The sequence below is a fragment of the Paractinoplanes pyxinae genome, assembly GCF_026626335.1.
In the GTDB taxonomy this organism is placed as follows: domain Bacteria; phylum Actinomycetota; class Actinomycetes; order Mycobacteriales; family Micromonosporaceae; genus Actinoplanes; species Actinoplanes pyxinae.
In genome coordinates this window covers 1-22,239 of sequence record NZ_JAPNTZ010000009.1, presented here as the reverse complement: position 1 = coordinate 22,239, position 22,239 = coordinate 1, and the positions used below count along the sequence as shown (strand labels likewise).

21 protein-coding genes are annotated in these 22,239 nt (G+C 71.6%); 11 read left to right on the top strand and 10 right to left on the bottom strand.

The window, feature by feature from the left end:
* Window positions 1–4: 4 nt before the first annotated feature.
* Genes OWR29_RS25035 through mobA form a run of 3 tightly spaced genes read right to left on the bottom strand, consistent with a single transcriptional unit; the run spans window position 5 to window position 2,008 of the window.
* Window positions 5–1,093 carry a T3SS (YopN, CesT) and YbjN peptide-binding chaperone 1 gene (locus tag OWR29_RS25035; protein WP_267565667.1) on the bottom strand — a complete coding sequence of 363 codons (1,089 nt, stop codon included), beginning with the start codon at window positions 1,091–1,093 and terminating at the stop codon, window positions 5–7.
* A gap of 58 nt (window positions 1,094–1,151) precedes the next feature.
* Complete coding sequence (locus OWR29_RS25030; RefSeq protein ID WP_267565666.1) at window positions 1,152–1,412, bottom strand: DUF6457 domain-containing protein; 261 nt, start codon at window positions 1,410–1,412, stop codon at window positions 1,152–1,154.
* The gene (gene mobA / locus OWR29_RS25025; protein WP_267565665.1) at window positions 1,409–2,008 is read right to left on the bottom strand and encodes a molybdenum cofactor guanylyltransferase; all 600 of its coding nucleotides are present in this window, start codon (window positions 2,006–2,008) and stop codon (window positions 1,409–1,411) included. The genes OWR29_RS25030 and mobA overlap by 4 nt, the downstream gene beginning before the upstream one ends.
* 138 nt (window positions 2,009–2,146) lie before the next feature.
* Between mobA and fdhD the strand changes: the two genes are divergently transcribed.
* Entirely contained in the window at window positions 2,147–2,974 is an 828-nt protein-coding gene (gene fdhD / locus OWR29_RS25020) for a formate dehydrogenase accessory sulfurtransferase FdhD (RefSeq protein ID WP_267565664.1), read from the top strand.
* A gap of 3 nt (window positions 2,975–2,977) precedes the next feature.
* Here fdhD and OWR29_RS25015 read toward each other — a convergent pair whose 3' ends face one another.
* Window positions 2,978–3,955, bottom strand: a complete 978-nt coding sequence (locus OWR29_RS25015) for a DUF4192 domain-containing protein (RefSeq protein ID WP_267565663.1) — start codon at window positions 3,953–3,955, stop codon at window positions 2,978–2,980.
* A 100-nt stretch (window positions 3,956–4,055) separates the two neighbouring features.
* Window positions 4,056–4,559 (bottom strand): GNAT family N-acetyltransferase, encoded by a 504-nt coding sequence (locus OWR29_RS25010; protein WP_267565662.1) that lies wholly within the window; start codon window positions 4,557–4,559, stop codon window positions 4,056–4,058.
* A 56-nt stretch (window positions 4,560–4,615) separates the two neighbouring features.
* Between OWR29_RS25010 and OWR29_RS25005 the strand changes: the two genes are divergently transcribed.
* The 5 genes from OWR29_RS25005 to OWR29_RS24985 all read left to right on the top strand — a co-directional run bounded on the left by OWR29_RS25005 (window position 4,616) and on the right by OWR29_RS24985 (window position 11,506).
* Entirely contained in the window at window positions 4,616–5,497 is an 882-nt protein-coding gene (locus OWR29_RS25005; protein WP_267565660.1) for a fructosamine kinase family protein, read from the top strand.
* 74 nt (window positions 5,498–5,571) lie between these two features.
* Window positions 5,572–6,594: a GTP 3',8-cyclase MoaA gene (gene moaA / locus OWR29_RS25000; RefSeq protein ID WP_267566061.1), complete on the top strand. Its 1,023-nt coding sequence runs from the start codon at window positions 5,572–5,574 to the stop codon at window positions 6,592–6,594.
* Window positions 6,591–6,845, top strand: a complete 255-nt coding sequence (locus OWR29_RS24995; RefSeq protein ID WP_438872659.1) for a MoaD/ThiS family protein — start codon at window positions 6,591–6,593, stop codon at window positions 6,843–6,845. Before moaA ends, OWR29_RS24995 begins: the two co-directional genes overlap by 4 nt.
* Window positions 6,846–7,083: 238 nt before the next feature.
* Entirely contained in the window at window positions 7,084–8,298 is a 1,215-nt protein-coding gene (locus tag OWR29_RS24990) for a metallophosphoesterase (RefSeq protein ID WP_438872652.1), read from the top strand.
* Between the two features lie 73 nt (window positions 8,299–8,371).
* A complete protein-coding gene (locus OWR29_RS24985) occupies window positions 8,372–11,506 on the top strand; it encodes a UvrD-helicase domain-containing protein (protein ID WP_267565658.1) in 3,135 nt (1,044 codons plus the stop codon).
* On the opposite strand, the gene OWR29_RS24980 is transcribed toward OWR29_RS24985, so the two are convergent.
* Window positions 11,493–12,167: a prepilin peptidase gene (locus OWR29_RS24980; RefSeq protein ID WP_267565656.1), complete on the bottom strand. Its 675-nt coding sequence runs from the start codon at window positions 12,165–12,167 to the stop codon at window positions 11,493–11,495. The two genes, OWR29_RS24985 and OWR29_RS24980, sit on opposite strands and share 14 nt — an antisense overlap.
* A 134-nt stretch (window positions 12,168–12,301) precedes the next feature.
* Between OWR29_RS24980 and OWR29_RS24975 the strand changes: the two genes are divergently transcribed.
* From OWR29_RS24975 to OWR29_RS24960, 4 genes are all read left to right on the top strand, one after another.
* Entirely contained in the window at window positions 12,302–12,961 is a 660-nt protein-coding gene (locus tag OWR29_RS24975) for an LppU/SCO3897 family protein (protein ID WP_267565655.1), read from the top strand.
* Window positions 12,962–13,071: 110 nt separating this feature from the next.
* Window positions 13,072–14,283 carry an ATP-binding protein gene (locus tag OWR29_RS24970; RefSeq protein ID WP_267565654.1) on the top strand — a complete coding sequence of 404 codons (1,212 nt, stop codon included), beginning with the start codon at window positions 13,072–13,074 and terminating at the stop codon, window positions 14,281–14,283.
* 27 nt (window positions 14,284–14,310) lie between these two features.
* On the top strand, window positions 14,311–14,874 hold the full coding sequence (locus tag OWR29_RS24965) for a DoxX family protein (protein ID WP_267565652.1): 564 nt from the start codon (window positions 14,311–14,313) through the stop codon (window positions 14,872–14,874).
* A 196-nt stretch (window positions 14,875–15,070) separates the two neighbouring features.
* A complete protein-coding gene (locus OWR29_RS24960; protein ID WP_267565650.1) occupies window positions 15,071–16,276 on the top strand; it encodes a glycosyltransferase family 87 protein in 1,206 nt (401 codons plus the stop codon).
* Here the strand turns inward: OWR29_RS24960 and OWR29_RS24955 are convergent.
* From OWR29_RS24955 to moaC, 4 genes are all read right to left on the bottom strand, one after another.
* Entirely contained in the window at window positions 16,263–16,685 is a 423-nt protein-coding gene (locus tag OWR29_RS24955) for a molybdenum cofactor biosynthesis protein MoaE (protein WP_267565649.1), read from the bottom strand. The two genes, OWR29_RS24960 and OWR29_RS24955, sit on opposite strands and share 14 nt — an antisense overlap.
* Window positions 16,686–16,810: 125 nt before the next feature.
* The gene (locus OWR29_RS24950) at window positions 16,811–18,028 is read right to left on the bottom strand and encodes a molybdopterin molybdotransferase MoeA (RefSeq protein WP_267565648.1); all 1,218 of its coding nucleotides are present in this window, start codon (window positions 18,026–18,028) and stop codon (window positions 16,811–16,813) included.
* 9 nt (window positions 18,029–18,037) lie between these two features.
* Complete coding sequence (locus tag OWR29_RS24945) at window positions 18,038–18,556, bottom strand: MogA/MoaB family molybdenum cofactor biosynthesis protein (RefSeq protein ID WP_267565647.1); 519 nt, start codon at window positions 18,554–18,556, stop codon at window positions 18,038–18,040.
* Window positions 18,529–19,020 (bottom strand): cyclic pyranopterin monophosphate synthase MoaC, encoded by a 492-nt coding sequence (gene moaC, locus OWR29_RS24940; protein ID WP_267565646.1) that lies wholly within the window; start codon window positions 19,018–19,020, stop codon window positions 18,529–18,531. Before moaC ends, OWR29_RS24945 begins: the two co-directional genes overlap by 28 nt.
* Window positions 19,021–19,483: 463 nt before the next feature.
* Here moaC and OWR29_RS24935 point away from each other — a divergent pair, with 463 nt between their 5' ends.
* Window positions 19,484–22,018, top strand: a complete 2,535-nt coding sequence (locus OWR29_RS24935) for a putative bifunctional diguanylate cyclase/phosphodiesterase (protein ID WP_438872658.1) — start codon at window positions 19,484–19,486, stop codon at window positions 22,016–22,018.
* Window positions 22,019–22,239 lie beyond the last annotated feature (221 nt).

The window sequence follows — 22,239 nt, the reverse complement described above, 5'->3', positions numbered from 1 at the left end:
TCTCTTACAGATACATGCCGGTGCGGTGGTCGTCGGCCGGCTCCTTGGCGGGGGCCGGCTTGTCGCCCTCGCCGAAGAAGCGCTTGCCGCCGAACTCGCCGTGCAGCCGGTCGTCGAGCTCGTCGGCCAGCCCGGTCATCACCTGCACGGCCAGCATCAGGTGGGTGGCCTGGAAGTTGCGGCCGAAGACCGGGATCGACGCCCACACCGTGTCCTGCGCGGCGTAGAGCCGGCCGATCGGCATCCGGTTGGTCAGCTCGGACAGCTTCACGTAAAGCTGCTCGGTCGGCTCGACCTCGGTGAGGATCGGCGAGAACACGTCGACCAGCGGCGGGTTGTCGCGCACCCGCACGAAGACCATGGCCGACCCGGCCCGGATGCCGATGTCGCCGTCGGCGTCCACCTGCAGCTGGTCGACCGTGGTCTTGGACATGGTGGCGACCACCGTGCGCACCCGCTCGTCGAGCGGGACGACCTCGTCGGCCGCGTCGGCCAGCGCCGCCGCCAGCACGCCGTCCTCGGCGATGTCGTCGAGGCTCAGCTCCTCGTCGATGCTCGGCTCGTGCCGGGCCGTGGCCAGCGGCACGGTCTCGATCGGCTCGTCGTTCTCGTCGTGCACCAGGTAGACCAGGAACGCCGGGTGCGGCGCGCCGTAGACGTCGCGCAGCGTGCGCGCCACCACGGTGGCCAGGCGATTCGAATTGTCCTGGGTGGAGCTCAGCCCGAACGAGTCGCCCGAGCCGGCCAGCACGCCCGGCGGCGACCAGCCCAGCGCGACCAGATCGGCGATCGAGGCCCGATCCATCCGGTAGCCCTCGGGCAGGCCCGCGTTGCCGATCGCCAGCGCCTCGACCACGCCGCCCTCGCGCACCCGCATGCTCACCGAATAGACGGCGATGCCGGTGCCCGAGGCCGTGGGGTCGAGCGTCAGATCGACGTGGGCCCCCGGCGCCAGCGTCGGGAGCAGGCCGGCCAGCGCCCGCGCGAACTCCCGCCACGCCTCGCCGACCTTCGCTCGCAAGTCGGCCGTGGTGGGCTCGTCGAGGAGCACACCGTCGGTGGATTCGCCGCCCTCGGCGCTCTGTGCCGTCATGATCGTCACCTCCGCTCCCGCCACCCTATCGAGCGGCGTCCGCCCCCTCTGCCCTCTCTCAGGGGATGGGCGGTTGAGGCCTGTCGCCCGGCGGCGCCCAGGACCCGGCCAGTTCGCTCAACCGGGCAGCGACCTCGGCCGGGTCGGCGCCGCGGCCGACGGCCAATCCGAGCAGGTAGGCGGTCACGGGCGCACCCGGGCGCACCACGCCGTGGGCGACGTCGCGGGCCAGGTCGAGCACCAGCCGGGTCGGGATGTCGGCCGGATCGACGCCGGCCTGCTCGCCGGCGGCGGCGACCCAGGCGTCGAGCTGGTTCATCGGGCCCACTCTTCGGCCGTACGCAGATCGTCGTCGGTGTCGCAGTCGAACCACGGGGGCGGGCCCGGGCGCCGCCACGAGACCTCGGCGACGCGCAGGTGGTTCATCAGCTCACGCACCGAGGCGCCGTCCAGGCTGCCTCGCTCTTCGAGCACGCCGGCCAGCGCCTGGCGCAGGGCGGCCGTGCGCCACACGCCGCACAGCATCTGCCGCCGGCCCTCGGCGTCGCGATAGACCGCGCCCTGCATGGGCGCCGACTCGGCGGTCAGGCGCAGCACGTCGATCGCCTCGCCGGTGAGCAGCGGCAGGTCGGCCGCCAGCAGCGCCGTGTAGGAAACGTCGTCGGGCACCAGCGCCAGCCCCGCCGCGGTGGCCGCCACCGGGCCGCTGCCGGGCGGATCCTCGCGGGTGGAGTGCACCTGGACGGGAAGGTCGGGCGGCACCCGGCCGACGACCACCCGGGGGTCGGCGTCGTGCACCGCGGCGAGCACGCGGGTCAGCATGGACTGCCCGGCCACGGTCAGGGTCGGCTTGTCCGCACCACCCATCCGCCGCGCAGCTCCGCCGGCCAGCACCACCGCCGCATATCCCCCCACGTACGTACCGTATCCCGACCGCGTGTCGAGCGTGACCGCGCGCTCAGTTACCAGTCGTTGATCACTCCATGTCCCTGGGGTGTCACGGCGCCCCTCCGGTAACGAGCCGGACGCCGCCGAGCGGCCTACGCTCGAGGAATGGCGAGGACGATGACCCGGCGGCCGGTCGTGAAGATCAATCTCGAGGCGACCGGTGATCCGCGCCGCCGCCCGGACGACCTCGCGGCCGAGGAACCCCTGGAGATCCGCGTCCGCAAGGCGCCGCTGGCGGTCACCATGCGCACCCCGGGGCAGGACATCGACCTGGCCATGGGTTTCCTGCTCACCGAGGGCATCATCCGCGACGCCGGCGACGTGGCGACCGCCCAGCTCTGCGCCGGCACCGACACCCCGAACACCTACAACGTGGTCGACATCGTGCTCGGGGCCGACGTGCCGCCGCCGGTCACCGACCCGAGCCGCAACTTCTACACCACCAGCTCGTGCGGGGTGTGCGGCAAGGCCAGCATCGACGCCGTCCGCACCCGCTCGCAGTTCGACGTCTCGGGCGACCCGCTCAGCATCCCGGCGAGCACACTCGTCGAGCTGCCCGACCGGTTGCGGGCGGCCCAGCGCACCTTCGACCGCACGGGTGGCCTGCACGCGGCGGGGCTGTTCACCGCCGATGGCGAGCTGCTGGTGCTGCGCGAGGACGTGGGCCGGCACAACGCCGTCGACAAGGTGATCGGGTGGGCGCTGCGCGAGGGCCGGCTGCCGCTGACCGGGCACGTGCTGCTCGTGTCGGGGCGGGCCAGCTTCGAGCTCACGCAGAAGGCCTGGATGGCCGGGTTGCCGCTGCTGGCGGCCGTGTCGGCGCCGAGCACCCTGGCCGCCGAGCTGGCCGACGAGGCCGGGATGACGCTGGTCGGCTTTCTGCGGGGCAAGAGCATGAACGTCTACACGTCGCCGGAACGCGTCACGGTCTGACACCTAGGAGGCCCTTCGCTCGCCGCCGACCGGCGGGACGAAGCTTTCGACGGCGCCGGGGCCGACACCGGCGGCGAGCAGACCGTCGAGGATGCCGGCGAAGCGGTGGTACGGGTCTTGGCGCAACGCCCGGTCGACCGCGACCCGGGCCAGCGGTCCGAGGCCGGCCCGCCACGCCGCGTACCCCAGCAAGGCGGCCGGACCGGGCACGAAGGGCGCCTCGACCCGGCGCGTCACCTCGGTCCACTGCTGGACCCGCCACGGCTCGCCGGAGATGCGGTGCAGCGCGTAGTCGAACGTCGTCCGGCCCACCAGAAGGGCGCCCAGCAGGGCCGTTTCGTCGTAGGTCAGCGACTGGCCGGCGGCGTGCTTCCGTTCCGCCTGACGCACCGCGGCCCGGCCCGCCCGTCCCACCAGCGTGCGGGAAACGCCCTCGCCGAGCCGCAGATTGAGGGCGGCCGTGGCGGCGGCCATCTGCCGGCGTTCCTCGCCCTCGACCGGCGCCACCTGCTTGACCAGGGCCTGCCGGTTGGGCAGGGCGACGTGCCCCTGGAAGACCGCGGCGGCGGCGATCGGGTTGTGCGGCGACGGAACCGGGTGGCCGTCGAGCGCGCAGCAGTCGCGGTCGTCGCAGTGCACGTTGAACCAGCGGCCGCCGGTGACCCGCAGCGCCTCACGCACCCGGACGCCGACCCGGCCGAGGGCGGCGTCGAAGTCGTCGATGGCCGAGCGCGCCGGCCCGGGCGCGCCGTAGCCGATCAAGGCGACTTCCCGCACTCCCTGACGAGCGATCAGGGGTGCGGCCGATTCGATGCTGTGGTCGCCGGGCGGCGGCAAGTCGTGGCGTCCGATGAAGTCGATCGAGCGGCCCGCCAGGCCGATCACCACCAGGCTGTCGGCCGGATGAAAGCCCAGCAGGAACGGCGTGACGGCGATGAGGTCGGCCGGGGTTCGCACCATGAGCGTGCACACGGGAGTCATGCCGTGCAGATTGGCCTTCCGGCGGCCCGTCGCGAGTGCCAAGCGGCCGGCCTGTGGACGACACGCGGGTTATCCACCGGCCGGTTCGACGAAGTCCCAGCTAGGAGCGGAACGGAAGCTCGTGCAGTTCGAGGCCTTCCTGCTGCCACTCGTGCGGCGTGCGGTTCAGGTCGAGGGTCAGTTCGAACGACGAGACGACGTCGTAGCCGGCCGCGTGCAGGCTGCGGATCGCGTCGACGTTGCGGGACTCGGGCGAGATCGTCAGCGCGGTCATGTTCCGGCGGCGGGCCTCGCCGGCCACGTGCCGCAGCAGCTTGCGGCCGACGCCCTTGTGCCGGTGCGAGACCGTGACCACGATCGGCTCGACCTCGCCGGCCCGGCCCCGGATCACCAGCCCGACCATGCCGATCACCCCGTCGTCGGCGTGGTCGGCCACCCACAGCCCGCCCAGATCGAGCCGGGTGAGGTATTCCTCGAAGCCCTCGCCGGCGTCCTGGTCGGGCACGCCGTACATCCGGTTGTGCTGATTGGTCAGCTCGGACCACAGCTGACGGCCCGCGGAGTGGTCACTCGGACGGTACGAACGCACTGTGACAGGGCTCATGCCGACATTTTGACTCCGATTTCGGACAGGCGTAAGCCGAAGCGCAAGATAAGGCGGTGGACCAGGCGTACTTGCGCGCGCACCCGCAGCACCTCCCGACATTTCTCACCCACCAGCGCCTTCGTGAGACGCCGGTGGGTGGCGGGAGTGTGTCGACGGCGAGCCGGCTCACGCTCGACGACGGCACCTCGGTCTTCGCCAAGACGTGGACGGCCGGGGAGGCTCCGGCGGGCTTCTTCACCGCCGAAGCTTCCGGTCTTCGATGGTTACGCGAGGGTGGAGCGCCGGTGCCCGAGGTCATCGCCGCCCTGCCGTCGATGATCGCGACCGAGTGGATCGAACCCGGTGAGCCCACCCGGGAGGGCGCGGAGCAGCTCGGACGTGATCTGGCCGCTTTGCATCGGGCAGGCGCCCCGTCCTTCGGCGCCGACTGGGACGGTTTCATCGGGCCCCTGAGCCTCGACAACACACTGGCCGGCGGCTCGTGGGAGCCCTGGTTCGCCGAGCGCCGACTCCTTCCGTACCTGAAGATTTCGGTCGACCGCGGAGCGCTCACACCGGCCGACGCTCAACTGGTCGAGCGCATTATCAAGACCCTTGCGGTGTACGTCGTGAGCGAGCCGCCGAGCCGGACTCACGGGGACCTGTGGCCCGGGAACGTCCTGTGGGGCGCCGACGGCCGGGCCTGGCTCATCGACCCGGCGGCGCACGGCGGCCACCGCGAGACCGACCTGGCCGAACTGGCCCTGTTCGGCGGCGCACCCTTCCTGTCGACCATCCTGGGCGCCTACAACGAGGTGTATGCCCTGGCCGACGGCTGGGAAGAACGGGTGCCGCTGCACCAGCTGCACCTGTTGCTCGTGCACACGGCGGCGTTCGGGGAGGGCTATCGCGCCTCGGTTCGATCGGCCGCCGAATCCGCCCTGCGGGCCCTGTGATCGAGTCGGCTGTCCACAGGCCGGGTTCGACGGAGGTCATCCCCGGCTCAAGCGGATAGATTCGATCCGTGAGCATGCGTGGTGGGGCCGTCATCCCGCTCGCCGATCGATTCGGGCGAGTGGCCACCGACCTGCGCGTGTCCCTGACCGATCGCTGCAATCTGCGCTGCACCTACTGCATGCCGGAAGAGGGCCTGGCCTGGCTGCCCCGCGAGCAGCAGCTGACCGACGACGAGGTGATCCGGCTCATCCGGGTCTCGGTCGAGCGGCTGGGCATCCAAGAGGTGCGGTTCACCGGCGGCGAGCCTTTGCTGCGGCGAGGGCTGACCAGCATCGTGCAGGCGGCGGCCCGGCTCGAGCCGCGGCCCACGCTGATGCTCACGACGAACGGCATCGGGCTCGAACGGCTGGCCGGGCCGCTGCGCGAGGCCGGGCTCGACCGGGTCAACGTCTCGCTCGACACGCTCGATCCGGAGCGCTTCAAGGCACTCACCCGGCGCGACCGGCTCTCGGACGTGCTACGCGGTCTGGCCGCCGCGGCCTCCGCCGGGCTGACTCCAGTCAAGATCAATACGGTGCTGATGCGCGGCATCAACGACGACGAGGCGCCCGCCCTGCTGCGCTTCGCCCTCGAGCACGGCTATCAACTGCGGTTCATCGAGCAGATGCCCCTCGACGCCCAGCACCAGTGGGACAGGCACACGATGGTCACGGCCGACGAGATCCTGGCCGACCTGGCGCCGTTCTCTCTACAGCCCGATTCGGTTTCACGTGGAACAGCGCCGGCCGAGACGTGGCTGGTTCCCGGCCATGTCGACGCGGCCGGCGAGCCGGCCCGGGTCGGCGTCATCGGCAGCGTGACCAGGCCGTTCTGCGGCGACTGCGACCGCACCCGGCTCACCGCCGACGGTCAGGTGCGCAATTGCCTGTTCGCCACCGAAGAGAGCGACCTGCGGAAGTTGCTCCGCGACGGCGCCGGGGACGACGAGCTGGCCGAGGCGTGGCGGGTCGCCATGAGCGGCAAGCGAGCCGGCCACGGCATCGACGATCCGGCCTTCCTGCAGCCGGCCCGGCCCATGTCCGCCATCGGAGGCTGACCTTGTCGTCCCTGACAGTGCGCTACTTCGCCGGCGCGCGGGCGGCCGCCAACGGCACCCGCAGCGAGGTGGTCGAGGCAGGCACGCTCGACGAGCTGAAGCAGCGGCTGACCGACCGCCACGGCGAGCGGCTCGGGGTGGTGCTGAAGGCGGCCAGCTTCCTGGTCGACGGCCTGACCTGCCACGACCAGTCCGCGCCCCTGCCGGCGAGCGCCACCATCGACGTCCTCCCACCCTTCGCCGGCGGCTGAGATCTCCTCTGGCCGCAGGCGGCGGCTGAGATTCCTGGCCGCAGGCGGCGGCTGACGCCGCCTCCCGGCTCAGGCAGCGACTGACGCTTCCTCTCGGCTCGGAGTGCCGGGCAGACCGACGAGATGCCAGCCTTCGTCGCCGCACTGCGGACGAAGTCGGGGAGATCGCCGGGTTCGTCAGTGTGCTCTCAGGTAGGACCGGGAGACTGACCGGGGAAAAGTGGCTGGGGAGGAACTCTTGGTGGTATTCGTCGGGCTGATCTTTGTGGTCGTCGGCCTGATTCACTTCTATCTGTGGAAGCGGCTCGTCAAGGATCCGCTGCCCGGTAAGCGCGCCCGGCGGATCGGGGCGATTGTCGTCGTGGGGCTGGCCGTGCTGGCTCCGGCCACGCTGATCGGGGTTCGGTCGGGGGCCGTGCCGTGGCTGGCCTGGCCGGGGTACCTGTGGATCGCGCTCATGTTCTATCTGCTGGTCACGCTGGCCGTTCTGGAGATTCCGCGGCTGGCGGTCCGGCTGGTCTGGCGGGCCCAGCGACGTACGGAAAAGGAAACCGCGACCGTCGCCGGCCAGGGCGAGTCCTCGGTGCTGACCGCCGAGCCGCCGCCGCCGACGACCAGCGACGACAAGCCCGGCATCGATCGGCGGCTCGTCCTGGCCCGCGGTGCGGCGATCTTTGCGGGGCTGACGGCGGCCGGCGTCACCGGGTACGGCGTGAAGACGGCGCTGGGCGGCCCGCGCATCGACCGCATTCAGATCCCGCTGGCCAAGCTCCCCCGGGCCATGGACGGCACGCGGCTGGCCGTCGTCTCCGACATCCACCTCGGGCCGTTGACCGGCATGAATCACACCCGGCGCATCGTCGACGTGATCAATTCGGTGCAGGCGGACATCGTGTGCGTCGTCGGTGACCTTGTTGACGGCAGCGTGGCAGAACTCGGGCGGTTCGCGGCGCCGCTGGCCGAGATCCAGTCGCGGCAGGGGGCGTACTTCGTGACCGGGAACCATGAGTACTACTCGGGCTTCCAGGAGTGGGTGGACGAGGTCGCGCGCCTGAACGTGCGGCCACTGCGCAACGAGCGCCTCGAGCTCGGCGGTCTCGACCTGGCCGGCGTCAACGATCTGGGCGGCGCCGAGGAGGGTGACGCACCCGACTTCGCCAAGGCCCTCGGCGACCGGGACACGTCGCGGCCCGTCGTGCTGATGGCCCATCAGCCGCTGGCCGCCCGCGACGCGGCCCCGTTCGGGGTTGATCTTCAAGTTTCCGGACATACGCACGGTGGCCAGATGGCACCCTTCAACCTGCTGGTCAAGCTGGAGCAACCGGTCGTCTCCGGGCTCGGCAAGGTCGACGGCGTGCCGGTGTATGTCACGAACGGCGCCGGTTTCTGGGGACCGCCGGTCCGGGTCGGCGCGCCGCCTCAGGTGAGCGTCATCGAGCTGCGGACGCCCTAGCGAGGAAGAGGCATCAAGATCCGTAAGTTCGTCAAGCGTGGCGATTCGTGCGAGCGATGGAGGGCGTGACAGGATGCAGCGCGTGCCCTCGGATCACGCAGGTTATGCCGCGGACACGTACGTCGCGGATCTCCACATCCACTCGCGCTTCTCGCGTGCGTGCAGCCGTGATCTGACCCTGCCCAACCTGGCTTGGTGGGCCCGCCGCAAGGGCATCGCGTTGCTCGGCACGGGCGACTTCACGCATCCGGCCTGGTTCGACCACCTGCGCGAGAACCTGGTCGACAAAGGCGCCGGGCTGTTCGCGTACGCCGACGAGGCCGAGGTGACCAAGCGCCTGCCGGGCTCGCTGCAGACGAGCCCGGCGGCGGCGTTCATGCTCAGCGTCGAGATCTCGACGATCTACAAGCGCGACGACCGTACGCGCAAGGTGCACCACCTGATCTACATGCCCGACTTCGGGGCGGCCGCCCGGTTCAACACCGCGCTGGGCCGCATCGGCAACCTGACCGCCGACGGACGGCCCATCCTCGGCCTCGACTCACGCGACCTGCTCGAGATCACCCTGGAGTCGGGCGGCTACCTGGTTCCGGCCCACATCTGGACGCCGTGGTTCTCGGCGCTGGGCTCCAAGTCGGGCTTCGACGCGATCGCCGACTGCTACGCCGACCTGGCCGAGCACGTCACCGCCGTCGAGACCGGCCTCTCGTCCGACCCCGAGATGAACTGGCGGGTCTCCAGCCTCGACCGGTACCGCCTGGTGTCGAACTCGGACGCTCACTCGCCGGCCGCGCTGGCCCGCGAGGCGACGCTGTTCACCGGCGAGCCCGACTACGCCGCCGTGCGCGACGGGATCGGCCTGGCCGGGACGCTCGAGTTCTTCCCGGAAGAGGGCAAGTACCACGCCGACGGGCACCGGGCCTGCGGCGTGAACTGGGAGCCGGCCCGCACCCGGGAGCACGCCGGCCGCTGCCCCGAGTGCGGCAAGCCGCTCACCGTGGGCGTGCTGAGCCGCGTCGAGGATCTGGCCGACCGGCCCACCGGGTTCCACCGCGACGACCACGTCGAGCACCTGATCCAGCTGCACGAGATCCTGGGCGAGATCAACGGCGTCGGCCCGAAGTCGAAGACGGTCGAGGCCCAGCTCAACCATCTGGTCGCGACGCTCGGCTCGGAGCTCGACATCCTGCGCAGGGTGCCGGTCGAGGCGATCGGCCAGGCCGGCGGCGACGAACTGCGTGAGGGCATTACCCGGCTACGGCGGGGCGACGTCCGGCGGGTGGCCGGCTACGACGGCGAGTACGGCGTGATCACTCTGTTCGAGCCGGGTGAGCTGCGGAACCGGGCCAGCGCGCCGCAGATGGAGACGCTGTTCGACGTACCGCAGCAGCGAAAGCCCGAGCCGGCACGCCCCAAGCCCGCCAAGTCGGCCAAAGAGCCCAAGAAGTCAACGCCGCCGCCTCCCATAACGACGCCGGCGAGCCCGCACGAGCCGTTCGAGCCGATGCTGGCCGGCATGGAAGAGGTCGGCACCGGCCTGCTCGACCGCCTCGACGCGATGCAGCGGGTGGCCGCGTCGGCCCCCGGCGGACCGCTGCTGATCGTGGCCGGCCCGGGCACCGGCAAGACCCGGACGCTGACCCACCGCATCGCCTATCTCTGCGCCGAACTGGGCGTCTTCCCCGAGCGCTGCCTGGCCATCACGTTCACCCGGCGAGCCGCCGGCGAGCTGCGGGAGCGGCTGGACGCGCTGCTGGGCAAGGACGGCGAGGACATCACCGTCGGCACGTTCCACTCGGTGGGCCTGACCATCCTGAAGGAGAACGCGCGGGCGGCCGGGCTGGGCGCGCACTGGCGGATCGCCGACGAGGGCGAACGGGCTGAGGCCCGGGAGCAGGCGGGCGACGACGATCTCGCGTACGCGAAACTGCTGCGCCAGCAAGACCTGGTCGACCTGGACGAGCTGATCACGATGCCGGTCGCGTTGCTGCGTGACGAGCCGGCACTGGTCGAGAAGTACCGCCGCCGCTGGCAGTGGATCTTCGTGGACGAGTACCAGGACGTCGACGACACCCAGTACGAGCTGCTGCGCCTGCTCAGCCCGGCCGACGGCAACCTGTGCGCGATCGGCGACCCCGACCAGGCGATCTATTCGTTCCGGGGCGCCGACGTGAAGTACTTCCTGCGCTTCAACGAGGACTTCGTCGACGCCCGGCTCGTGCGGCTGACCCGCAACTACCGCTCGTCGGCGCCGATCCTGGCCGCGGCGGTGCAGGCCATCGCCCCGTCCACGCTGGTCAACGGCCGCCGGCTCGACCCGGCCCGGCTCGACCCGGAGGCGCCGCTGGTCGGCCGCTACCCCGCCGCGAGCGCCGCCGACGAGGCCGACTTCGTCGTGCGCACCATCGACGACCTGGTTGGCGGCCTGTCCCACCGCTCGCTCGACTCGGGCCGGGTCGACTCCCGGTCGGTCGCGGCGGGCAACCTGTCCTTCTCGGACGTCGCCGTGCTCTACCGCACGGACGCGCAGTCGGCGGCGATCGTCGAAGCGCTCTCGCGGGCTGGCGTGCCCGTGCAGAAGCGGTCGCACAACCGGCTGCGCGACCGGCCCGGCGTCGAGCCGATCGCCCGCGAGCTGCAGCACGCCGACGGGACAGGCGGTTCGCTGGCGGCCCGGCTCAAGTCGACCGCGCAGGTGCTGGCCCAGCGGTTCGCCGCGCCCACCCTGGACGGCGAGCAGCTGGCCCCCGAGGACATCTGGACCGCGGCCGACCTGCTGCGCCCGCTGGCCCAGCGGGTCGGCGACGATCTGCCGCGGTTCCTGCAAGAGATCGCGACCGGGGCCGAGGTGGACGCGCTCGACCCCCGGGCCGAGGCGGTCAACCTGCTGACCCTGCACGCCGCGAAGGGCCTGGAGTTTCCGGTCGTCTTCCTGGTCGGTGTGGAGGACGGCCTGCTGCCGATGCGCTGGCCCGGCAGTTCCGCCTCGGCCGACGAGCTGGCTGAGGAGCGCCGGTTGTTCTTCGTCGGGCTGACCCGCGCGCAAGACCGGCTGTACGTCACGCACGCGGCCCGCCGCTTCCGGCACGGCAGCGAGCGCGAGCAGAGCCCGAGCCCGTTCCTCGACGTGATCGATTCCGGACTGTTCGAGCGGCTGGGCGACACGGTGCCCGCGCGCCCGAAGGATCGCCAGCTCAGGCTGCTGTAAGCCCGATCAGGGCGCCGGCCAGCAGTGCCGGTCCGAACGGGAGCGGCCGGCCGCGGCGGGTCAGCAGCATCACGACCGCGATCGGCCCGTTGATCAGGTGTGGCACAACCAGTCCCAGGATCACGGCCGGCCAGCCCGCGAAGCCCAGGATCGTGGCGAGCACGGCGGCCAGCTTCACGTCGCCCAGCCCGAGACCGTGACCAGGCAGAAGAGCAATCACCAGGTACGCCGTGAGGACCACCGCCCCGCCCAGGAGAGCCGGTCCCAGGCGTTCCGGTCGCAGGATCGCCAGCGGCGGCACCGAGATGATCGCCAGCGCGCCGACCAGCCGGTCCGGCAGCCTCAGGCAGCGCAGGTCGATCAGGGCGAGCAGCAGACCCGGCACGGCCGCCAGCAGCAGCACGGGCAGCACCGGGGACGGCCCGAGCGCCGCGGCCGGCAGGGTGCTCGCCGCCGCGCCGGTGAGCACCGTCATCGCGTACGCGGGGGAACAGGGACACGACGCACCCACCCGGACCCACGTCGCGAAGCGCCGGCCGCAGGCACAGACGGACCGGGGCGGATCGCCGAACGCGACAGCGAGCCGATATGCGACCCGGGGCAGGAAGGCGGCCGCGGAACCGCCGAAGACGGCCGCGAGAATCACCAGAGGCACGGACACGGATCGGCACCGTAGTGGCCGGACGAGCGGTGTGCGGGTCGTGTTACCGACACCGGCGGCGATTCCGTCCAGGTTTGTGTCGGCCCCGCACGCTACGGTGGCAGCAGCGTCATCCGCTTCCGGAGGAAATCCTCATGTCCCAGAACGGCCCGTACTCCGGCCCGCCGTGGTCGCACGGGAGCTCCGACGAGCCGTACGCCGAGCCGGCCGATCCCTGGGGTGACCAAGGCGCGCCCGTGGCGGATCAGCCCTCCTGGGGCGGTCATCCGCCGTCGATCCCGCTGCAGCCGGTCAGCTACCACTCCGCGCCGATGAGCCCGGTCGCCAACGAGTCCTCCTGGGACAGACAGCCTCCGCCCCCGCCCAAGCGCAACACCGCGATCATCGCCCTGGTCGTGACGCTCGGCCTGCTCATCGTGGCCGGCCTGGGCGCGACGGCCTACCTGCTGAACAAGCGGAACGACGACCGGGGCACACAGGCCTCGCCCACCGAGTCGGCCACCGCTCCCGTCGCCGGCCCGGCTCCGCAGGGCAGCGAGGACGCCCGCTTCTACGTGAAGAAGGGCGACTGCGTGGTCAACGAGGGCACCGACGGCGAGCCCAACATGCGGGCCACGGCCTGCACCACCGGCACGTACGAGGTGCTTGAGCGGATCAAGGGCAAGACCACTGGCGAGAAGGACGCCGAGCGCAAGTGCTCGAAGGTCACCGGCTACACCAAGTGGTTCTTCTACGACAGCCCGCTCGACGACCTCGACTTCGTGCTCTGCCTCAAGGAGCATAAGGCGCTCTAGCCTTGTCTAGCACCAGAGCTAGATTGAACTAGACCTTCCTCGACACCACTCGCGAGGCTTTGCTAGCGCACTCTAGCCATTTCGCTAGACGACCCGATACGGTGCAATGCGTGGATCCGGTGAGGAACCCGTACGCCCCCGGCGCCGGTCAGCGCCCGCCCGAGCTGGCCGGTCGCGACCGTGAGCTCGACGCGTTCGACGTCGTGCTCGAGCGCATCGCGCGCGGCCGCCCCGAGCGCAGCCTCGTCCTCACCGGCCTGCGCGGCGTCGGCAAGACGGTGCTGCTCAACACTTTGCGCTCGGCCGCCATCGGCCGCCTGTGGGGCACCGGCAAGATCGAGGCCCGTCCCGACCAGTCGCTGCGCCGTCCGGTCTCGGCCGCGCTGCACATGGCGATCCGCGAGCTCGCACCCCACCATCGCGACCCCGAGCGGGTCGACGACGTGCTGGCCGTGCTCAAGGCGTTCGCGCTGCGGGCCAACGACAGCTCGGCCAAGCTGCGCGACCGCTGGGCGCCCGGCATCGACGTGCCCCCGGCCCGCGGCCGGGCCGACTCCGGCGACATCGAGATCGACCTGGTCGAGCTGTTCACCGACGCCGCCTCGCTGGCCACCGATGTCGGCACCGGCATCGCGCTGTTCATCGACGAGATGCAAGACCTGGGCCCGGCCGACGTCTCCGCGCTGTGCGCCGCCTGCCATGAGCTGTCCCAGCTGGGTGCGCCGCTCATCGTGGTCGGGGCCGGCCTGCCCCACCTGCCGGCCGTGCTGTCGGCGGCCAAGTCGTACTCCGAGCGCCTCTTCCGCTACCAGCGCATCGACCGGCTCGACCGGGTCGCGGCCGATCTCGCTCTCTGCGCCCCGGCCGCGCGGGAAGAGGTCGAGTACGAGGCGAAGGCGCTCGACCTGCTCTACGAGAAGTCCGGCGGCTATCCGTACTTCGTGCAGGCGTACGGGAAAGCGACCTGGGACCACGCGCCGCAGTCCCCCGTGACCGACGCCGACGTCCGCGTGGCCGCCCCCGAGGCCGAGGCCGAGCTGGCCGTGGGCTTCTTCGGCTCCCGGTTCGAGCGGGCCACCCCGGCCGAGCGCGAGTACATGCGGGCCATGGCCGTGCTCTCCGGCGAAGGCGAGACCGGCAACGACATGGACGCGGCCGTTCCTACCGCCGACATCGCCGTCGCGCTGGGCCGCAAGCCGGCCAGCCTCTCACCGGCCCGCGACGCGCTGATCAAAAAGGGACTCATCTACTCGGGCGAACGCGGCACCGTGGCCTTCACCGTGCCGCATTTCGGCCGGTACCTGCGCACGCAGCCGGTGTGATCCGCGCCGGGCGGGTATAACCAGTTCATGAAGCCCGTACGCACTGCCGCCCGCGCGATGCTCGCGTCGATCTTCGTCATCCAGGGCGTCCGGTCGGTCCTGAAACCGGACGTCACGGCCGACACCGCGAGCCGCGTCACCGACCCGCTGAAGCCGCTGCTGGAAAAGGTGGATCCGCGCATCCCCACCGACGCCGCGACGCTGGTGCGCATCAAGGGGGCGAGCGACGTGGTCGCCGGAGTCGCGCTGGCCACGGGCCACTTCACCCGGCCCGCCGCGCTCGTGCTGGCGGCCAACCTGGTGCCGACGACGGTGGCCGGTCACCCGTTCTGGGACCGTTCGCGCCCCGACAGCAAGGCGCAGCAGACCCAGTTCCTGAAGAATCTGGGCCTGCTCGGCGGTCTGCTGCTAGCGGCGGTCGACACCGAGGGCCGGCCGGGCCTGGGTTACCGCGCGAGTCACGCCGTCGACCGCTCGCAGCACTCGATCAAGCGCTCGCAGCGCTCGGTCAAGCGGGCCGTGCGGATGGCCAAGCGCGAGGCCAGGATCGCCGCGATGAGCGCGGCCACCGCGCGCAAATTGCCCGGCTAACAACCTACTCGCGATCTTTGCGTTAAAGCGGACGAGGGGCCGCGGCTCTGGCCTGCGCCTTCTAGGCTCGCTTCCGCTCGGCTGCGGCCCGGTCCCGCCATGACGCCGCTCTCCCGGCTTCGTGGTGGGCATGGCTTCGCCGTGCCCGGAGGACGAGAGCGACGGGGGTCGCGCCATGCCGGCGTTGGGGCAGTACGTGCGGACTTCCAGGTCCGTTGTGGTCGGGCTGGGGGGATTGGCCGCGCTCTGGGCGGTCGGCTGGTCTCTTCGGGTGTACGGGTCCGAGGCGCTGGCCGCCGTCGGGGCACAGCCGTCCGACCGGCCGCCGATCACCGACGTTCTGCTCACTCCGGCCGCGTCCCTGCCCCTCACGGTGGCGGCCTGGCTGCTCGCCCTGGCCGGCCTGGCCGCGCTCGTGCTGGCCGCGTTCGCCCTGGCCGGCCCGGTGGCCCGTCGCTACGGCCGTACGCGGGGCCCGGTCGCGCTGGCGGCCGCCGCCCTGGCACTGGTGGCCGAACCGGTCCGCGCGACGCTCGGCGCGGGCCACCTCGACGTGCTGCTGTTCGGCCTGATCGTCGCCGACGTGGTGGCGCTGCGCCGCGCGGCCTGGGCCCGCCGGCGAGCGGCCTGGTGGCCCGACCCGGCCGCGGCTCGCCCGCAGGGCCTGCGCCGGGCCTGGTCGACCGGGGCCTGGGGCGGCGCCGGCATCGGCGTCGCGACCGCGCTGGCGGTCGGGCCCGCCCTGTTCATCCTCTATCTGCTCGTCACCCGGCAGTGGCGCCCGGCCATGATCGCGCTCGGCACGGCGACGACACTGACCCTCGGCGGCCTGCTCGTCGAGCCGCGCGGCTTTGCGCTTTCGATCGACCACGCCGGATCGATCGGCGACCCGGCCAACCAGTCGCTGGCCGGTTTGCTGGCCCGCCTCTACGACTCGTCGAGCACGCCGGTGCTGGTCTGGCTCTCGTTCGCTGCCCTGCTGCTCGCGGTCGGTCTGATCCGGGCCCGGGGCGCGCACGCCGACGGCGACGAGATCACGGCGTTCACGCTGGTCGGGCTGACCGGGGCAGCGATCGCGCCGGTGACGACGGGGCACGGGCTGGTGTGGGTGCTGCCGGCCGTCCTGATCCTCGCCGACGCGGCGGCCCGGTCACGGATCGGGCGGCGGCCCCGGCCGCGTCGCTTCACCGGAGCGGGCTATGCGGCGGCGGCACTCGGCACCTACCTGATCTTCGTGTCGCCTCTGCAGTGGACGGTGGGCTGGAACGCGTACGGGCTGGCCGTGATTGTTCTGATGAACGCCCTGCCGTGGCGGCCGGCCGTGGCGCCGGCACGAACCCCCGTACGCCGACCGGCCGTGCCGGCCCGGGTGCCGGCCATTCCCGGGCCTAGGGGCAGTTGACCCATTCCTCGGTGCCGTCGGTGAAGACCTGCCGCTTCCAGATCGGCAGCCGGGCCTTGGCCTCGTCGACCAGCCGGGCGCAGGCCGCGAATGCCGCCGCCCGGTGGGCCGTGCTGACCGAGGCGACCAGGGCGACATCGCCGATGGCCAGCGTGCCGACCCGGTGCGAGACGGCCACGGCGTAGACGTCGGGGTCGGCCGCGATCTCGGCGGCCACCTCGCGCAGCACGGCGGCCGCGCTCGGGTGGCCCTCGTACTCGAGCAGGGTGACGCCGCGGCCGTCGTCGTGGTCGCGCACCACGCCCTGGAACGACACGACGGCGCCGGCCCGCGGGTCGGCCACCGCCTTCTCGTGGGCGGCCAGGTCGAGCGGGGCGTCCAGCACCTCGGCGACGGCAACGACGTTCACGGGCGCTCCCCGATCACGAGAGGGACGACATTCACCGGGGCTTCGCCGTTCACGGGCGCTCCCCGATCACGAGAAGGGCTTCGCCGCTCACGGGCGCTCCCCGATCACGAGAAGGGCTTCGCCGTTCATGGGCGCTCCCCGATCACTAGTGGCAGCGGCAGGAACGGGACCAGGTCGCCGGGCGCCGCCTCGGTGCCCGGGCGGACGACGATGAAGCCGTGCGCGTTCGACAAGCCGCGCAGCATCGCCGAGCCGACGTGGCCGACCGGCGTGGCCGACCGTCCATCGTGGTCGAGCCGGGCCAGCGCGAGATGCGTGTCGTCGCCGCGCCCGCGCACCTTCGCCGCCGCCTCGACCGTGGGCAGTGCCGGAGCCGGACGGCCCTGCAACCCGGCCAGCAGCGGGGCGACCAGCGTGATCAGCGCGATGACGGCCGACTGCGGGTTACCCGGCAGCCCGGCCAGAAATCGCGGGCGCCCGTCGGAGCCGGGCACCCGGGCCAGCAGCATCGGGTAGCCGGGCCGCACGGCCACGGTGTTGACGATGTACTCGGCGCCGAGCTCGGCCAGCGTCGGGTGCAGGTGGTCGACCGGGCCGTGCATCGTGCCGCCGGTCGTGCAGACCAGCTCGGCCCCGGCCAGGGCACCACGGACGGCCGCCAGGTGAGCTTCGAGCGTGTCTTGCACCGGGCCGGTCACCGAGCCCGGCTCGACAATCGCCCCGTACCGCCGAAGCCAGCCCGGCACCTGGGGGCCGAGCGAGTCGCGGACCCGGCCGGCGCCGGGCGTTCCGGCGGTGAGCAGCTCGTCGCCGAAGACCAGCAGACCGGCGCGCGGCCGGCGGTACACGTTGAGTGATTCGTAGCCACAGGTGGCGGCGACACCGATCACGGCCGGGTCGACCGCCGTACCGGCCGGCAACAGCTCTTCGTCCTTGCTCGCCTCTTCGCCCGGCAGGCGCCATTCCGGCACGTACCCCTGGCGGGGCTCACCGCGGACCCGGCCGTCATCGTCGCGTGTGGACGCCTCGATGCGGACCAGCGCCTCGGCGCCGGTCGGAACCATCGCCCCGGTGGCGATCTCGACGCAGGTGCCGTCCTCGGTCAGCGGCGCGGCCACGCCGCCGGCCAGCACCCGGCCCACGGGCCGCCACGGCTGCGGACCGCGCACGGCCCAGCCGTCGATGCTCGAGGTGGGAAAGGCCGGCAGATCGGTCAGCGCCCGCAGCGGCTCGGCCAGCGTGCGGCCGTCGGCGTCGGGCAGCGCGACCGGCTCGGCCGGGCCGGCCGCCGCACGGCCCGCCTCGTAGGCCAGCCGGCGTGCCTCTTCCCACTCGATGCTCACCGGCCGAGCCTATCCAGCCGAACCCGATGAGGGATGGTCGCCGCCGTGTATCTGGTCGACCGTGTGCTTCAGCAGCGGCCCGAGCACGGCCAGGCCGTCCTTGGCCCCGCCGGTCGAGCCGGGCAGGTTGACGATCAACGTGCGCCCGGCCACGCCGGCCAGCCCCCGGGAGAGCGCCGCGGCGGGCACCTTGTCGCGGCTGTAGGCCCGGATCGCCTCGGCGATGCCCGGGATCTCGAAGTCGAGCAGGCTCCGGGTCGCCTCGGGCGTACGGTCGGTCGGTGTGACACCAGTGCCGCCGCTGGTCAGCACCACGTCGACCCCGTCGGCCACGGCCAGGCGCAGGGCGTCGGCGACCGGTTCACCGTCCGGCACGACCACCGGGTCGCCGACCGTGCAGCCCAGCTCGCGCAGGCCGGCCACCAGACGGGGACCGCTGGTATCGGCGTAAACACCGGCGGCAGCCCGGTTGCTGGCCACGATCACTCGGGCCGAGATCGTCACGGCCGGTCCTCCGGTCGTACCCAATCGCCGGTCTTGCCGCCCTCTTTGCGGAGCACCCGCACGGATTCGATGCTCGCCGCCGGGTCGACCGCCTTGATCATGTCAATCATCGTGAGGCCGGCCGTCGCGACCGCGGTCAGCGCCTCCATCTCGACGCCGGTGCGGTCGGCGGTCTTGGTGGTTGCTGTGATCTCGATCGCGTTTCCGGTCAGTTCGAGATCGACTACGACACCGTGCAACCCGATCGGATGACAAAGCGGAATCAGATCGGGGGTCCGCTTCGCGCCCATGATCCCGGCCAGACGGGCCACGGCGAGCGCATCGCCCTTGGGAAGGTTGTCGCCGCGCAGAAGCGCGATCACCTCAGCCGTGGTCACCACTCGGCCCGCGGCAACGGCTCTGCGAGCAGTCACTTCCTTGGCCGAGACATCGACCATGCGGGCCGCGCCGGCCTCGTCGACATGGGTAAGCAGGGATTCGTCGGGCATACCGGGAGTTTATAGAAGTCCCTTTGTCAACGACGAATTTTAAGGATCTCTTGGCTGGTCAGGTGGGGTGCGGAAAAGGGGCTAATATCTGCGGTCGGGGAAACTTCGCAGGAATTCCGCAGCGTTAGGTAAACGACACTGTCCGCCATGCGGACACCGACGGCCAAAACGACTTTGACCATTGCGCAGAGTTTTCGCGCCAGGACTGCGGGTAATCAATTTTCGAATGGTTATCGCGTTCTGCGCAAAACGGCACCAATCCCTATGAAACTCGCTTCTCCGCATATACCGTTTCTTTTCGTCGCGACACGACCTGATTCGGGGGCCACGAGCCCGGTGCAGCGAGGAGAGAGCCATGAGCGGCCAGGAATGGGAATGAGCGCATAGGTGCGCGAATGGGCCTCGGATGAATAGGCTTGAGCCCGAAGCTACGACTTCGATGCGCTCGGTGACGGGAATCCGCATGGCCTCCACAAGCTCCAACGACGACGCGACCGATCGGCGGCTACGGCTGTTCGTCGGTCTCGTCGTCGTTCTGGCGCTCGGGGCGGCCGGCACGGTGGTGGCCTTCGCCGCGCCTCAACTGACCACCCCGCCCGACTTCCTGACCATCGGCCTGATCCTCCTCGCGATCATGGTGGCCGGCTGGCTCCGGGTCCGCTTCCGCGTGCTGTCCAACCAGGACGTCTACACCTGGGTCGACGTGCCGGTGGTGATCGGCTTCGTTCTGGTGCCGGCGCCCTGGGTGATCCTCTGCTGGGCCCTGGCCACCACCATCCGCCGCCTCGCCATGCGCCGAGGGCTGCTCAAAGACACGTGGCAGGTGGCCAAGGACACACTGGCCGGCTCGGCCGCCGCCGGGGTCTTCCTGGCGTTGAACGTCGAACCGAGCACCAGCCACCCGCCGTTCGCCATCGGCGCCGTCGTCCTCGCCCTCATCGCGATCGCCGTGGTCGACCAAGCCGCCTTCGTGCCGGTGATCGCCATCTCGTCGCACAAGCCCCTGGGCCAGGTCGCGCGCAAGAACCTCGACGTCAAACTCGTCGGGCAGGTCTTCCGGCTGATCGCGACCCTGATCGCGCTGGCCCTGCTGTCCTACGAGGCCAACGTCTTCCTGCTGCTCCTGCTCCCGATGATCGTGGCCTGCCTGCAGCTCTGGCAGACCGGCAGCATGCGCACCCGGGAAGAGCGCGAATCGTGGCAGCGGCTGGCCGAGGCGACGGACGCCCTCAACGCGGTCGACCTCACCCAGGTGCTGCACTCGGCGGTCTCCCGGGCCGCCGTCATCTTCTCCGCCGGCGAGGCCGAGATCGACCTGACCTCGGCCGGCACCGACCGCGTGGTCACCGGGTCGGCCGGCCATATCCGGTACGACGGACCGGCCCGCCCGGACGAGCCGAAGCAGACCGACGACGAGCTGGCCACCGACCTGGTCGCGCACGACGGCACGCTGCGCGTGGGCATGCTGCGGCTGCGCTTCGGCGGCGCCATCAAGCTCACCGAGTTCGAGCAGTACAAGTTGAAGACGTTCGCGTCGGCGCTCTGCACGGCCATCCGCAATGCTTCCGCGTACGCGGAACTCGAACGCATCAACGCCCAGAACGCCCACGACGCGGCCCACGACGCGCTCACCGGCCTGGCCAACCGGCGCCAGCTGTACGAGCGGGCCGGGCGCCAATTCGACGGCAAGGCCACCGACGGGGTGGTCGCCCTGCTGCTGATCGACCTCAACCACTTCAAAGAGATCAACGACACGCTCGGGCATGCCGCGGGCGACACGGTGCTGCGCAAGGTCGCCCGCCGCCTGAGCGAGAGCGCGGCCCCCGGCGACATGGTGGCCCGGCTCGGCGGTGACGAGTTCGCGGTGCTGCTGACCGACCTGCCCACCCCGGCCATGGCCGGGCACCGGGCCGACGCCATGCTCTCCTCGCTCGACGAGGCCATCGAGGTCGAAGGCATGCGGATCACCGTCGAGGCGGCCGGCGGCATCGCGCTGGCCCCCGGCAGCGGCGGCGTCAACGAGCTCATGCGGCGGGCCGACATCGCGATGTACCAGGCCAAACGGGCCGGCGTGCAGACCGCCACCTACGCCCACTCGCAGGACACGGCCGACGTCAGCCGCCTGATGCTCGGCGGCGAACTGCAGCGGGCGGTGGCCGAGCGGGAGTTCGTGGTCGACTTCCAGCCGATCGTGGACCTCGGCAGTGGCGAGGTGGCCGCGGCCGAGGCGCTGGCCCGATGGCATCACCCCGAGCACGGCGCCCTCACGCCGATGGAGTTCCTGCAGACGGTGGAACGCTCCGGCCGCTTGCCGGCGTTCGCGGACGCGGTGCTCGAGCAGGCGCTGGAAGCCTCCGACCTGTGGCGCGAGGCCGGCTTCGACCTGCCGGTGGCGGTGAACGTGTCGCCGCGCAGCCTGCTCGACCCGAGCTTCCCCGAGACGGTGCTGGCCCGCCTCAACCGGCACGCGGTGCCGGCCGACCGCCTTATCTTCGAGCTGGCCGAGACGCTGACGCTCAGCCAGCTCGACGTCGTGGGGCGCGCGCTGAACGAACTGAGCGAGGCCGGCGTACGGCTGGCTTTGGACGACTTCGGCACCGGGGTGACGCCACTGTCGGTGCTGTCGCACATCCCGGTCCACCAGCTGAAGATTGACCGCGAGTTCGTCGGCTCGGTGCAGACCTCGTCCGAGGCGGCGGCGGTGATCCGCTCGACGGTCGACCTGGCCCGCAGCCTGCACCTGACGGTGATCGCCGAGGGCGTCGAGAGCGAGCCGCAGAGGCACGCGCTGTGGAGCCTGGGCTGCGTGGCCGGGCAGGGACACCTGTTCGCCCGCCCGATGTCGGCCGCGCGCCTGCTGGCAACGTTGCAACGCGGCACGGCCGGCCGCCCCGGGGCCCTGGCCTCATCGCTGCACGACGGTGGCGCAGTCGTCCGCATGTCGCGGCGCCGGTCCGGCGGCTCGGGCAGATCCGCTCTGCCACACTTGCCCGCGTGACAGAACCAGGGCCGCCGGCGAGCAAACCCGCAGCTGAACCACCCGCCGCCCCCGAACCGGACGCAGGGCAACCGACCACCAAGCCCAAGGTCCCCCCAGCCGGCGACCCTTCCCCCAGTACGCCGAAAACCACTGCCCAGCCCGCCTCACCCACAGCGGAGGCCCCCTCCACACCCCCACCCGCCCCGCCGTCCCCCACACCCGCCAGCCCGGCGACGCCG